This window comes from Hyphomicrobium sp. (assembly GCF_036833075.1).
Classification (GTDB): Bacteria; Pseudomonadota; Alphaproteobacteria; order Rhizobiales; family Hyphomicrobiaceae; genus Hyphomicrobium_C.
Genome location: NZ_DAITQL010000052.1, coordinates 1 through 14,428 on the forward strand (window position 1 = coordinate 1; position 14,428 = coordinate 14,428).

Sequence of the window (14,428 nt, forward strand, 5' to 3'; positions counted from 1 at the left end):
CTGGTCGGCCTTGGAGTTTCATCCAAGGATACTGCGTAACGGGCACCTTCACACTTGACGCGCCCATGACACGAGTTGCCTCGCATCCGGCGCATCATGGTGATGGCTTGAAACGCAGTTTCGCCAGAGTCTCGTCCGGTCTCACATGCCCCGAAAGACATGGAAGACCTCGCCAGGACTCCGCCGCCTGCGCTTCTCTTCCTTCAAATTTGACTTGTCAAAGAGCAATCCGACGACAAAACATCGGCCGATCGGTTAGACCGGCTTTTCAAGACAACGAGTTTCCTACCGGGTGGCCCGGCTGGAAACCACATGTTATCGAGAGAGCAATGCCCGTCGAGGGCGGCGAAGCACTGTGTGCCCCGCGACAAGGACCAAATAAATACAAAACTAACGCCCCTGTCAACACCAACCTCACGTCGGCCCAAATTTATTTGATAAGACACTGACAAAAAACGATTTTATTTTGAATCGCGCCCTCCGGAAGCCGGTCCGGGCACCCGTCATCCACAGCTCCTGTCGCTGCACTGCGGCACAAGCAGCGTCCATCCCACAATCCTGCCGCCATCAGAGCGCCAGTTTTATGCAGGAAATTGAAGCTTGCACGTTTGCGCCGAAAAGCCAGTGCGCGCATGGGGGACCCGGCCGCTCAGCCGGGATATGAGGAGCGACGGCCCTGCTTTTAAGGGGCCTCGGGAGGGGAACGCGAGACCGTGATCGATCATCGACGTCACGCCCCGATTGCACGTTGCAGATCGGTGTCCGTGGGGCATGATCGCGGCCGCACGCCCGCGCTCTACCGCGGCGCCAAGGCCGGCGGCGCGCGCGATATGTATGCCATCGACCACGCCGAGCCCCTGCGCGAAGGGCGCTTCCGCTGGCTGATGAGCACCTGCCTCGCCGCAGCGGTCGGCGGCATCTCGATCCTCGTGGTCATTTTCGGATCCGCCGAGAAGCAGGAGGCGGAGGCGGGCCTGATGCCGGCCCTCGAGCGCCTGCGCGCCAGCACCGAGGCGCCGCCCCTCGAAGCCATGCTGCGCCACGACGACGGCCTCCGCTGGGCCGTTCCGAAGGTCGACCGGCTCCAGGTGACGACCGGCGCCAAATCGACACGCTTCATCATCCACGAAACGCTGCGCCAGCGTCGCGGGGGACGCGAGTACATCTACGCCAAGCCCTACGTGCGGCTGGTGACCCGCCTCGCCCCCGTGCCGTCGAACGCGACCGAACAGATTCCGCCCTTCAACCCGTTCAAGCTCTATGCGGACAACAAGCCGATCGGAGACGACGGCGACGACGGCGCCTCGCCCGGCGCAGGAGCCACTGACGTCTCCATCCGCGTGCTCGACCTCCTGAACGGCGTGCTGCCGATCGAAGATGGCCAGAGCGTTGCCGACGACGAGGTGGCCGAGATCGTCAACCGCTTTACCGGCGCCGACACGGCCGCTCCCGGCGCAGCGCTCCCCGCGCTCGCCGGAACCGACACCGGCCTCGACGAGACCCTCGGCTCCGATGCCGACACCGGCGGAAAAGCCCAAGCGGCCACGGATCCCAACACCACGGTCCTTGCCAAGGCGGGCGAGGAAGGCGGCTCGAGCGACATCGACGTCATGAAGCCTGTCGTCAAGACGGTGCGCGAGGGCCAGAAGCTGCCCGAGGTTCTGGTGGAAGCCGGAGCCCCCGCCTGGCAGGCGCGCGAGATGATCGAGGCCATGAAGCCGGTCTTCCCGGAAAAATCCGTTGCCGCCGGACAAGAGGTCCACATCGCGTTGCAGCCGTCGCTGACGCAGAACCGCATGGAGCCGGTCCGCTTCTCCATCTTCGACGAGGGCCATGCGCACAAGGTGACGGTGACGCGCAACGCGTCGGGCGAGTTCGTCGCCAGCGCCCGCCCGCTCGATGACGACGCCCTGATAAGGCTTGCGATGAGCGATGCCGGCGCGCCGCAGACGTCGAGCCTTTATGCGGCGTTCTACTACGCTTCGCTGACCGAGAGCGTCCCGGCGGAGACCATCCAGCAGATCCTGCGCATTCACGCCTATGAAACCGACTTTCGCCGCCGGCTGAGATCGGGCGACACCTGCGAGATGTTCTTCGACCTGAAGGATGAAGGCGGCGCTGACGGCCCGCCAGGCGAGCTTCTCTACACGTCGATCACCACGGGCAACGAGACCCGCCGCTATTATCGCTTCCGCACGCCCGACGGCCAGGTGGACTACTACGACGCCAGCGGCAACAACGCGAAGAAGTTCCTGAACAGGCGGCCCGTGCGCGCCGACGATCTCCGCCTCACGTCGGGCTTCGGCCTGCGCCGCCATCCGCTCCTCGGCGAATACAAGATGCACACCGGCATCGACTGGGCCGCCCCCCCGGGCACGCCCATCATGGCCGCCGGCAACGGCGTGATCGAGGAATCCGGCCGCAAGGGCTACAACGGCAACTACATCCGCATCCGCCATGCGAACGGCTATCAGACCGCCTATAGCCACATGTCGCGTTTCGCGCCGGGCGCGACCCCCGGCGTCAAGGTGCGGCAGGGCCAGATCATCGGCTACATCGGCACGACCGGCCTGTCGTCGGGACCGCACCTGCACTTCGAGGTCCTGGTCAACAACCAGTTCGTGAACCCGCTTTCGATCGAGGTCCCGCGCGAGCGTCAGCTCACTGGCAAGGATCTCGCCGCGTTCACGAAAGAGCGCAACCACATCGACGAGCTGATGCGCCGCGCGCCCGTCATGACGGCCAGCAAGTAGCGCCTTATCCCTCCCCTGAAGGGTGTATTGCGGCATTGACGGCGCCGCGTCCCTTGCACGAGGTTCCTGCCGACACAGCGAATTTGGATGCTTGCGTGGGGGCCGGCACCCACGCCAATTTCCGCTTGCTGGACGTCGAATGATTGCCTTCGGCGCATCCAAGCTGGGGCACGAATTCGCAACAGCTTTTGGAAGGCGAGAAAGCAAAGTGCCCTCCCCCGCTTTTGGGAGAGGGCGCTGCCTGTTGCCCGCCGTCGGCCGCCAGTTACGCGGCCGCTTTCACCTGCACGCCATTGAGTGTCAGCGCGCCGTCTTTGACCGACACACGCACCGTGTCGCCGTCCTTGACCGTGCCGCGCAGGATCTCCTCGGCAAGCGGATCCTGTACGCTCTTCTGGATCACCCGCTTCAGAGGCCGCGCACCGTAGATCGGATCGTAGCCCTTGTTGGCGATCCACGTCCGCGCCTGATCGTCGAGCTCGAGCGTGATCTTGCGGTCGGCGATGAGCTGCTGCAGCCGCTTGATCTGGATGTCGACGATCGACGCCATCGCCTCGCGCTTCAACCGGTGGAACACGACGATCTCGTCGATGCGGTTGATGAACTCAGGACGGAAGTGGCGGCGCACGGCATCCATGACGAGACCGTACGCTTCCTCCTCGCTCATCACCTTGTCCTTGTCGCCCGGCGCGCCGAATCCCATCGGCTGGCGCGGATCGGCAAGGTACTCGGCCCCGAGGTTCGAGGTCATGATGATCAGCGTGTTCTTGAAGTCGACCGTCCGGCCCTGCCCGTCCGTCAAGCGCCCGTCGTCGAGCACCTGCAGCAGCACGTTGAACACGTCCGGATGCGCCTTCTCGATCTCGTCGAACAGGATCACCTGGTAGGGCCGGCGCCTGACGGCCTCCGTCAGCGCGCCGCCCTCCTCGTAGCCGACGTAGCCCGGAGGTGCGCCGATAAGCCGCGACACGGAGTGCTTCTCCATGTACTCGCTCATGTCGATGCGCACGAGCGCGCTCTCGTCGTCGAACAGGAACGCCGCCAGCGCCTTCGTCAGCTCCGTCTTGCCGACGCCGGTCGGCCCGAGGAACATGAACGAGCCGATCGGCCGGTTCGGATCCTGCAGGCCCGCACGCGCACGCCTGACTGCCGTCGCCACCGCCTTGACGGCCTCCGGCTGCCCGACGACGCGGCGCTCGAGCGCCTGCTCCATCTGCAAGAGCTTGTCGCGCTCGCCTTCGAGCATCTTGTCGACCGGAATGCCCGTCCAGCGCGAGACCACGCCCGCGATCTGCGCCGGCGTCACCGCCTCCTCGACCATCACGCCCTTGGCGCCTTCGCTCTCCTCGATCGCCTTGAGCTTGCGCTCGAGCTCGGGAATGACCGCGTGCGCCAGCTCGCCGGCCCGCGCATAGTCGCCCTTGCGCTGCGACTGCGTGAGCTCGGTGCGCTTCTTGTCGAGCTCCTCCTTCACCTTCTGCGCCGAGCCGAGCTTGTCCTTCTCGGACTGCCAGCGCTCCGTCAACAGGCGTGACTTTTCCTCGAGCTCGGCAATCGTCTTCTCGAGCTTGACGAGCCGGTCTTTAGACGCCGTATCCGTCTCCTTCTTGAGCGCCTCACGCTCGATCTTGGCCTGCATCAGGTCGCGATCGATGGCGTCCAGCTCCTCGGGCTTGGAGTCCACCTGCATGCGCAGCCGCGACGCCGCCTCGTCGACGAGGTCGATGGCCTTGTCGGGCAGGAAGCGGTCGGTGATGTAGCGGTTCGAGAGTTGCGCCGCCGCAACGAGGGCCGAATCCGTGATGCGCACGCCGTGATGCAGCTCGTACTTCTCCTTCAGGCCGCGCAGGATCGAGATCGTGTCCTCGACCGAGGGCTGGTCGACGAACACCGGCTGGAAGCGCCGCGCGAGCGCCGCGTCCTTCTCGATGTGCTTCTTGTACTCGTCGAGCGTGGTCGCGCCGACGCAGTGCAATTCGCCGCGCGCCAGCGCCGGCTTCAGGAGATTGCCGGCATCCATCGCGCCTTCCGCCTTGCCGGCGCCAACGATGGTATGCAGCTCGTCGATGAAAAGGATGATGCGCCCTTCCTCGGCCGTGACCTCGTTGAGCACGCTCTTCAGGCGCTCCTCGAACTCGCCGCGGAACTTCGCGCCCGCGATCAGCGAGCCCATGTCGAGCGCGAGCAGCTTCTTGTCCTTGAGGCTCTCCGGAACGTCGCCCTGCACGATGCGCTGCGCCAGGCCCTCGGCGATCGCCGTCTTGCCGACGCCGGGCTCGCCGATCAGCACAGGGTTGTTCTTCGTGCGCCGCGAGAGCACCTGGATGGTGCGGCGGATCTCCTCGTCGCGCCCGATCACGGGGTCGAGCTTGCCGTTGGCGGCCGCCTCCGTGAAGTCGCGCGTGTAGCGTTTCAGCGCCTCGAAGCTCTGCTCGGCCGACGCGCTGTCCGCGGTCCGCCCCTTGCGGATCTCGTTGATGGCCGCGTTGAGCCGCTCCGGCGTGACGCCCGCCTCAGCCAGGATCTTTCCGGCTTCCGAGCCCTTCTCGAGCGCCAGCGCAAGCAGCAGCCGCTCGACCGTGACATACTTGTCACCGGCCTTCTCGGCGATCTTCTCGGCACTGTCGAACACGCGCGCCAATTCGGGCGCCAGATAGAGCTGACCGGCCCCGCCGCCCGAGACCTTGGGACGCTTGGCGAGCAACCGCTCGACGGCCGCGAGCGCAGCCTTGGCGTCGCCGCCGGCGCGCGCGATCAAGCCGGACGCTGCACCTTCGTTGTCTTCGAGAAGCACCTTGAGCAGATGCTCAGGCGCGAATTGCTGATGTCCCTCTCGGATCGCGAGGCTCTGCGCAGACTGCACAAACCCCTTGGCGCGATCGGTATACTTTTCAAAATCCATGACCATTAACCTCCTCAGCGCGCTTCGCCGCCCTTCGACCGTGCGTCCCAGCCGGGTCAATCCCCGTTCGGGAGCACGCTCGCGACAAACACAGGCACGAGCCGAAACGCCGTCTTGAATAAATCACCCTGCGGCCGCAACCGAGCCCGTTCGGCACTCGGCTGTAGCCGGCTGAACGAGATATAGGGCTGCCCGACACCGGAAAAAGGGGCGGAGCTCGCGCCATTTCAGAAAGCCGGATGGGCCGAGCAGCAACAGGCGCTCGAACGCGCGCGTGCGAGGCGGGGACGGGGCTGTTTCGCTATCCCGTCGAGCGGCTCCCGCCCGAGGCGCGAGAGGCGCTTCCCCGTTACGGCCTCGGGTCCGCTCGACCGGGCTGGGGCATCGAGACCGGCATTGAGACCGAGGCGGCGCCCCCGCAAAGCGGCAGCGCGCCATTGGCGGCACGCGCAATGACAAAAGGCCGCAGATCGCTCCGCAGCCTTCAGGTGTGCCAATCGATTTCAGAATGAAAACAAAGGCGCCTGGACCATGAACACTTCAGACCCTATCAGCCTGAAGTGTGGAAAATAGGTCTCATCAAAGAGAGAGCGTAATCCCGACGCTCTAGTCACCGCTGCCCTCGACAGCCGGGGTCGGGGCGGCTGCAGCCTCGTCGTCGCTTGCGGCCGTCTCACGACGCGGGCGGCGCACGGGACGGCGCAGGAACTCGGGCTGCTCGTGATGCGGAACCGCCGTCCGCTCGCGACGCGGCGGCTGCGCCTCCAGCCCGACGTCAGGCTGCGGCGCGCGATCCGGACGATCGGCGCGATCGATCCGTTCGGGCCTTTCGTAGCGCTCCTGCCGGTCGCCGCGCTGGAAGCGCTCGCCGCGGTCCCGATCGCCGCGATCACGATTATGGAACGGACGCCCGCCGCCTTCGAAGCGTTGCCCCTCGGGGCGCTGATGCCCGCCTTCGCTGCGCGCCGGAGGGGAATAGAGCTGCTGCGGCTGGCCCTCGGCGCCGAACTCGTCCTCGCTGAAATCGTCGCCCATGGCGACCGGCTCGCCGAAGCCCGGAGGGCGCGGACGCCCCGCTCCGTTCTGGATGTCGCCGCCGCCCTGCGCCATCTGCTGCTCGCGGAACGCCATGATGATGCGGTTGTAGTGCTCGGCGTGCTGGAGATAGTTCTCGGCCAGCACCGGATCGCCCGACGACTGCGCATCCCGCGCCAGCGCGATGTATTTCTCGGCGATATGAGCGGGAGTACCGCGCAGCTTGACGTCCGGCCCCGTACTTTCGAAGCTGCGCGTCAGCGGGTTCTGGCCCTTGCGGTTCTGATTGTTGTTATTGTTGTTGTTACGGCCGCGTCCTCTGCGGTTCTGCTGTCCCTGCCTCATGGGCTCCATTCTCGACAAGTTGTAGAAAACGTCTGCTGGCGCACGCATACCAAGCACGCAAGCTCAAATCCCTCGCAGCTCCCTCGGCCACGCTCCGCTCGACCACGATCCCGGAGGTCCAACCGACCGAGCCGGAACCGTGTATCGCGTCAAAGACCTCGGACCGGTTTCCCGGCGCGCCCGAAAACCCCCGTTCGGATAACGACCGCGACACGACGCCCGCGACGAAGCAGCGTGTGCCCAGCGATCGGGTTCATGCGGACCCCCGCGTCCGCCACCCAGATCCATCTCTTTTTACGTGCTCGAACGACAGCAGCATATGTCCGAAAGGGAGGAGCGTGAGTGCGATGGGCGCTCTGGGTCGCTGTCGGGAGCCCTTCAAATGGGCACCGCTGACGGCTCTCGTCCGCCTGTGTCGCACTTCATCATGCGCGAAAGGATGACAGCCAAGTGAACGGATGGACTGCCGTCAAAAACAAGCGACGCATGAGGCTAAACTTTCTAAATCCTACATTAGACCCGGCGCGAACCAAATCCAAGCGTTTTTAGCGTCATGGCTAACGATGTGTCCGAGCTGCAACACATCGGACATGCTGGCCCAGATCCGTCCAGCATCTGATCTCCATGACACCCGTTCCGGCGGCAGCACGGCGGAAAAGCGATTCGACCGCTGCCGCCTGTCCTGCGCCCACTTCCACCAGCGTCCATCCCCCCGGCACCACCACGGCCGGGAGACCCGCGGCGAGCGCGCGGTAGAACGCCAGGCCGTCCGGCCCGCCGTCGAGCGCGCCCACCGGATCGAAATCCCGGACCTCGGGCGCGAGTTCCGCGATCTCCGCGGACGGGATGTAGGGCGGGTTCGAAACCACGAGATCGAACGGCCCGTCCACGCCCTCGAGGAGATGCCGGTTGAGGAACGTCGCGCGGGAGAGGACGCCGAGCCGCTCCGCATTGTCGCGCGCAACGGCGAGCGCATCGTCGCTGACGTCCGTCCCGACGCCGGTCGCCTGCGGAAACTCGGCAAGCAGCGTGACGATGAGCGCCCCCGAGCCCGTTCCCACGTCGAGGATGCGGATCGGCGCCGTGCGCCAGCCTTCGCGGTTCGCCAGTTCGAGCGCCGCCTCGATCACGGTCTCCGTGCAGGGCCGCGGATCGAGCGTTGCCGGCGTGATGCGGAACGTGCGGCCGTAGAACCCGCGCGTGCCCAGAATGCGCGACACCGGCTCGTGCGCCATGCGTCGGCGCGCGAGCTCCTGAAGCCGGCCTCCCTCGGCCTCGGTGAGCTGGCGGTCCGGCGCCCGCACCAGATCCGTCGCGGAGATGCCGAGCGCCGCGATGAGCAAGAGCCGCGCATCCCGAACGGCTCCGTCGATGCCAGCGGCCCCGAGGAGGCGCCCGAGAGAAGCTTGCGCCTCGCGCGCCGCTAGCCCGGCGAACGGCACGATGGCCGCGCGGGCCGCCTCAGGCGCCATGGCGTTCCATCTCGGCCAGCGCCGAAGCCTGATGCTCGGCGATAAGCGGATCGATGATCTCGTCGAGGCCGACGCCTTCCATGACGCGGTCGATGTTGTGCAGCGTCAGGTTGATCCGGTGATCGGTCACGCGTCCCTGCGGGAAGTTGTAGGTCCTGATACGCTGCGAGCGGTCGCCCGATCCCACCTGGCTCTTGCGCGCCTGACTGCGCGCGCTGTCGGCCCGCTCGCGCTCGAGCTCGAACAGCCGCGAGCGCAGCACCTGCATGGCGAGGCGGCGGTTCTGGTGCTGGCTCTTCTCCGCGGAGACGACGATGATTCCCGTCGGGAGATGCGTGATGCGCACCGCGCTGTCCGTCTTGTTGACGTGCTGACCGCCCGCGCCGCCGGCGCGCATCGTATCGATGCGGATGTCCTGGTCCTTGATGTCGATGTCGATGTCCTCGGCCTCGGGCAGCACCGCGACCGTCGCCGCCGAGGTATGGATGCGCCCGCCGCTCTCGGTCGCCGGGATGCGCTGCACGCGATGCACGCCGCTCTCGTACTTGAGCCGCGCGAACACGCCGCGGCCGGTGATGGAGGCCACCACCTCCTTGTAGCCGCCGAGATCGCTCTCCGACATCGAGATAATCTCCGTCGACCACCCCTTGCTGTCGGCATAGCGCTGGTACATGCGGAAGAGGTCGGCGGCGAACAGCGCCGCCTCGTCGCCCCCGGTGCCCGCCCGCACCTCGAGGATGGCGCTCTTCTCGTCCGCCGCATCCTTTGGCAGAAGCAGGATGCGCAGCGTCTGCGCCATCTCCTCGATCCGCGGGCCGATGGCGGTGAGCTCCTCCCGCGCCATCTCGGCCATCGTCTTGTCCTGCGACGGATCGTTGACGAGCGCCTCGAGGTCGCTCTGCTCCTTTTCGGCCGCCTCCAGCTCCCGCACCGCCGCGATCAGCGGCTGCAGATCGGAGAACTCCTTGGAGAGCTTCACGAACGTCGCCTGCGCCGGGCCCTGGTTGAGCTCGGCCTGAATGGTCTCGAAGCGCTCGACAAGCCGCGCGAGCTTTTCTTTTGGGATGACGCTCATGGGTCTTCGGGATGTGGAGGTGGTTGCGTTTTATATCTCGATACCGTTGCGCACGGCAAAATCCTCGATATCCGGCCTCAGGTTTCCGCTGCGCCCCACGAGCAGCTCGTCGAGCAGCTTGGTGATCGCCTTCGCCTCGAGCGAACGGATCATGGCCTTCACCGGCCCGATCGAGGCGGGCGCCATCGACAGCGACCGGAACCCGAGCCCGATCAGCGCCATGGCCTCGATCGGCCGCCCCGCCATCTCGCCACAGAGCGTGAGCGGCGTCCGGTGCCTGCGGCAGGCGCGGGCGAGCTGCTTCAACGCCCTGAGAGACGCCACCGACAGCACGTCGAACCGGTTCACCACGCGCGAGTTCGACCGGTCGGCGGCGAACAAGAACTGAATGAGATCGTTGCTGCCGACCGATACGAAGTCGACGCGCGGCAAGAGCTCGTCGAGCTCGAACAGCACGCTCGGCACCTCGATCATGGCGCCGATCAGGAGCCTGCCCGGCGCCGCCCACCCGCGCCGGACGGCGAGATCGCGCTCCTTGTCGATCAGCACCTTGATCTCGTCCATCTCGGTCGCGACGGACACCATGGGAATCATAACGCGCAATTCGCGCCCCGCCGCAGCGCGGAGCAGCGCCCGGATCTGCATGCGGAACAGCGCCGGCCGGTCGAGCGACATGCGCACCGCGCGCCACCCGATGGCGGGGTTCTCCTCCGGCACGTGCGGCAGGTAGGGCAGCACTTTGTCGCCGCCGATGTCGAGGGAGCGGAACACCACCGTCTTGCCGCCGGCCTCGTTCAGCACCGCCTCGTAGGCCTGCGTCTGCCGCTCCACGCGCGGCAGGCTGTGCGAGAGCATGAACATGAGCTCGGTGCGGAAAAGCCCGATGCCGTCGCTGCCCGATTCCTTGATATGCGCCATGTCCGCCAGCAGGCCGGCGTTGATCTGCAGCGTGACCTCCTCGCCGTCCCGGGTGACGGCGGGCAGGTCGCGCAGGGCCTCGTAGTGCTTCTGGCGCCGCGCGCGGAAGCGCACCTTGTCCGTATAGGCGGAAACGACCTCCGTGGACGGGCGGACGTGCACCTCGCCGATGACGCCATCGACGATGATCGCATCCCCGGCCGTCACGCGCTCGACGATCCCTTCCGCCTGGCCGACCGCCGGGATCCCCAGCGCCTTGGCGACGATGGCGACGTGGCTCTGCCCGCTTCCGTGCTCGATGACGAGGCCGCGCAGTTTGGTGCGGTCGTAATCGATCAGCTCCGCAGGCCCCATGGCCCGCGCGACCAGAATGGTGTCGGCCGGCATCTCCTGTGAATCGAGCGGCCCCATGGGCACGCCGGCGAGAATCCTGAGCAGGCGATCGGAGAGATCGTCCAGATCCCGCTGCCGCTCGCGCCAGAAGGGATCGGGCTGCTTCAGCATGCGCGCGCGCGTGCCGTTCTTGACGCGCTCCACGGCCGCATCCGCCGTGAGACCGCTCTGCACCGCCTCGCGCAGCCGACGCTCCCAGCCCCGGTCATGCGCGAACATCCGGTAAGCCTCGAGCACGTCGCGGTGATCGCCGGCCCCCGACAGCAGCTCGTGGCTCAGGATGTCGTCGAGCGACGTCTTGAGCTCATGCATCGCCTCGTCGAGCCTCCGGAGCTCCGCCGCCGGATCGTCGGCCATGAGTTTGGTGACGACGATGCGCGGCTCATGCAGCATCACATGCCCGAGCGCGATGCCGTCCGAGATCGGCTCGCCCGTGACGACGCGCGACAGCTCGATCGTCGATCCGACGCCGGAGACCGCGCCCGAGACGAGATGCTCCGCGACGACCATCGCCGTCGCCTGCATCACCTCGACGTCCTCGTCGGAGTACTCCTTGACCGTCCGGTTCTGCACGACCAGCACGCCGAGCACCTGTCCGCTGCGCTGGATCGGCACCGCCAGGAGCGAATGGTAGACCTCCTCGCCCGTCTCCGGCCGGTAGGAGAACGCCGGGTGCTTGGCCGCGTCCGGCTCGTTGATCGGCACGCCGAGCTCGGCGCACCGGCCGACGAGGCCCTCGCCCTTCTTGAGCATCGTGGCGTGCACCGAGGTCGGGTTGAGGCCCTCGCTCGCGAACAGCTCGAGCGATCCGTCCTGGCGGCGCAGGTAGATCGAGCACACATCGGCGACCATGACGCCGGCGATCTGGCGCACGATCTTGTCGAGACGCTCCTGCCCATCGGACGGCTCGCCCATGATGTCGCGCAGCCGGCGCATGATGACACGCAGCGCCGGCTCGGAGGGCATCACACGGGGCTCATCGCCGCGTCTCGAGTGCATGTGCAATTGGCCGTAAAAAGTTCCACAAGCCCCTCGGTAAGGACGGGGTCATGCGCCGTTATACGTTAAATTGAGCGCGAATACGGAAATGCCGCGCGAAAAGCGATAGCTTGGTCTTAACGACCGTTTTGCGACCGCTAAGCCGCATCGAGACCGTATATGGTGTGCAGTGTACGGACAGCGAGCTCCGCATAGGCCGCATCGATCAACACGCTGATCTTGATCTCGGAAGTCGAGATCGCGAGGATATTGATCCCCTTCTCCGACAGGGCCTTGAACATTTGCGCCGCAACACCGGCGTGACTGCGCATGCCGATGCCGATCACCGAGATCTTGGCCACGTCCGCCGAGCTCTTGAGCTCGAAGTTGCCGATGTCGGCGCGCGCCGCCTTGAGCACCTCGAGCGCGCGCGCGAGCTCCGCGGCCTGTACCGTGAAGGTCAGGTCCGTATGGTGCCCGTCGGCGGCGACGTTCTGCACGATCATGTCGACGTTGATCGACGCGTCGGCGAGCGGCCCGAAAATGCGCGCCGCGATGCCGGGCTTATCCTCGACCTTGAGCATGGTGATTTTCGCCTCGTCCCGGGCGTAGGCGATGCCGCTGACGACTTGCGTTTCCATGATCTCATCCTCGCCGCAAACGATTGTGCCGATATTCTCAAGGTTGCCGGCCCGGACCGGCGCCATGTCCTCCGGCTTGACGAAGCTCGAAAGCACGCGCGTCTTCAACTGATTGACCATGGCCAGCTCGACCGAGCGCGTCTGCAGCACCTTGGAGCCCGAGGACGCCATCTCGAGCATCTCCTCGTAGCTGACCTTCGGCAGCCGCCGGGCCTTGGCGACGATGCGAGGGTCGGTCGTATAGACGCCATCCACGTCGGTGTAGATGTCGCAGACATCGGCCTTGAGCGCGACGGCGACGGCAACCGCGCTCGTATCCGATCCCCCGCGCCCCAGGGTTGCGACGCGCCGCGTGCCTGGCTCGATGCCCTGGAAGCCGGTGATAACCGCCACCTCGCCCTGATCGAGCGAGCGCCTCAGATCCTCGCCGGAAATGCCGGCGATGCGCGCGGCCCCATGCGCCGTATTGGTTTCGATGGGCACCTGCCAGCCCTGCCACGAGCGCGCCTTGACACCCATCGACTGCAGCACGATGGCCGTCAATCCCGCCGTGACCTGCTCGCCCGAGGCCACGACCGCATCGTACTCGCGCTTGTCGGCCAGCGGCGACGCCTCGTTCACCCAGGCCACGAGCTGGTTCGTCGCGCCCGCCATGGCCGAGACGACCACGGCCACCTTGTTGCCGGCATCGACCTCGCGCTTGACGTGGCGCGCGACGTTCTTGATGCGCTCGACGTCGGCGACCGAGGTCCCACCGAATTTCATCACGACAACAGCCATGGCCTAGACCGCCTTGATCCCGGTGTGGCAGAAAACCCGTTACTGTAGGAAATCGCGTATGGAAGGGCGCTTCCGGCGGCGGCCGGCCACGGCCAGGACCCGCCGTGCGCGCCCCGTGATCGGCCCTCGTTTCGGCCGTTCTATTACCGGGAACATCGCGCCGCCGCAACTGCGTTCCGCAACATTGACAATTGTGCCTCGCCTGTCACGTTGCCGCCATGAACGAAAGCCCCGACCACGCCCCAGCCGACCGCCGCAACGCCGGCCCAAGCAACCTCGACCCGACCGAGGTCGAGCGCTTCCAGGCGCTCGCCAGGGCCTGGTGGGACCCGACCGGCAAGTTCCGCCCGCTGCATCAGATCGGCCCGACCCGGCTGACCTTCGTGCGCGACGAGCTTGCGCGCCATTTCGGCCGCGAGACCGGCGGGCTTCGCCCTCTGAAGGATCTGTCTGTCCTGGACGTCGGCTGCGGCGGCGGATTGATGTCCGAGCCCTTAGCGCGCCTCGGTGCCCGCGTCACCGGCATCGACCCGGGCGAGAAGAACATCGCCATCGCCCGCGGACACGCCGAGCCGCAGGGCCTCGCGATCGACTATCGCGTGACCACGGTCGAGGCACTGTCCGCGGAAGGCGCCCGCTACGACGCGGTGGTGTGCCTGGAGGTGGTCGAGCACGTGCCCGATGTCGCCGCCTTCGTAGCCGCCTGCGCCGGCCTCGTCCGCCCCGGCGGCATGCTGATCCTCTCGACCATCAACCGCACGATGAAGTCCTACGCGCTCGCCATCGTCGCCGCCGAGTACATGCTCGGGTGGCTGCCGCGCGGCACGCACCAGTGGGACCGCTTCGTGACGCCGGACGAGCTCACCCGCCACACCGCGGCCGCCGGTCTCGCCGCGCCGCGCCTCATGGGCTTCGTCTATAACCCGTTGCGCGACGCCTGGAGCCTATCCCCGGATACCGGCGTCAACTATCTGCTCTCCGCCACCAAGCCGGACGCCTGACCCGCTCGCAAAATTTTTCCAGGGACATGGCGATTTTCGCAAAACGCATCCGCGTCATACCGTCCCGCGCCCGCATTTCTGGAAAATTACCAGCCGAATGGCGCTCTGATGCGGGTTATCGCGCTTGACGCGTTT

General features: G+C 66.4%; 8 protein-coding genes. 2 read left to right on the forward strand and 6 right to left on the reverse strand.

All coding sequences use genetic code 11. From position 1 onward, the window contains the following. Positions 1–764: 764 nt before the first annotated feature. Entirely contained in the window at positions 765–2,753 is a 1,989-nt protein-coding gene (locus V7082_RS14525) for a M23 family metallopeptidase (protein WP_334149733.1), read from the forward strand. Positions 2,754–3,018: 265 nt separating this feature from the next. On the opposite strand, the gene clpB is transcribed toward V7082_RS14525, so the two are convergent. The 6 genes from clpB to V7082_RS14555 all read right to left on the reverse strand — a co-directional run bounded on the left by clpB (position 3,019) and on the right by V7082_RS14555 (position 13,292). Next, positions 3,019–5,655, reverse strand: coding sequence for an ATP-dependent chaperone ClpB (clpB, locus tag V7082_RS14530; protein WP_334149735.1), 2,637 nt, complete (start codon positions 5,653–5,655; stop codon positions 3,019–3,021). 606 nt (positions 5,656–6,261) lie between these two features. Further along, positions 6,262–7,035, reverse strand: coding sequence for a DUF4167 domain-containing protein (locus V7082_RS14535; protein ID WP_334149737.1), 774 nt, complete (start codon positions 7,033–7,035; stop codon positions 6,262–6,264). A 557-nt stretch (positions 7,036–7,592) separates the two neighbouring features. Then, the gene (prmC, locus tag V7082_RS14540) at positions 7,593–8,507 is read right to left on the reverse strand and encodes a peptide chain release factor N(5)-glutamine methyltransferase (protein ID WP_334149739.1); all 915 of its coding nucleotides are present in this window, start codon (positions 8,505–8,507) and stop codon (positions 7,593–7,595) included. Continuing rightward, positions 8,497–9,582, reverse strand: coding sequence for a peptide chain release factor 1 (gene prfA / locus V7082_RS14545; RefSeq protein WP_334149741.1), 1,086 nt, complete (start codon positions 9,580–9,582; stop codon positions 8,497–8,499). The genes prmC and prfA overlap by 11 nt, the downstream gene beginning before the upstream one ends. Positions 9,583–9,612: 30 nt before the next feature. Further along, positions 9,613–11,859, reverse strand: coding sequence for a phosphoenolpyruvate--protein phosphotransferase (gene ptsP, locus V7082_RS14550; RefSeq protein WP_334149743.1), 2,247 nt, complete (start codon positions 11,857–11,859; stop codon positions 9,613–9,615). Between the two features lie 170 nt (positions 11,860–12,029). Next, positions 12,030–13,292 carry an aspartate kinase gene (locus tag V7082_RS14555; RefSeq protein ID WP_334149745.1) on the reverse strand — a complete coding sequence of 421 codons (1,263 nt, stop codon included), beginning with the start codon at positions 13,290–13,292 and terminating at the stop codon, positions 12,030–12,032. Between the two features lie 218 nt (positions 13,293–13,510). On the opposite strand from V7082_RS14555, the gene ubiG reads away from it, so the two are divergent. Then, positions 13,511–14,293 (forward strand): bifunctional 2-polyprenyl-6-hydroxyphenol methylase/3-demethylubiquinol 3-O-methyltransferase UbiG, encoded by a 783-nt coding sequence (gene ubiG, locus V7082_RS14560; protein WP_334149747.1) that lies wholly within the window; start codon positions 13,511–13,513, stop codon positions 14,291–14,293. Positions 14,294–14,428: the final 135 nt, after the last annotated feature.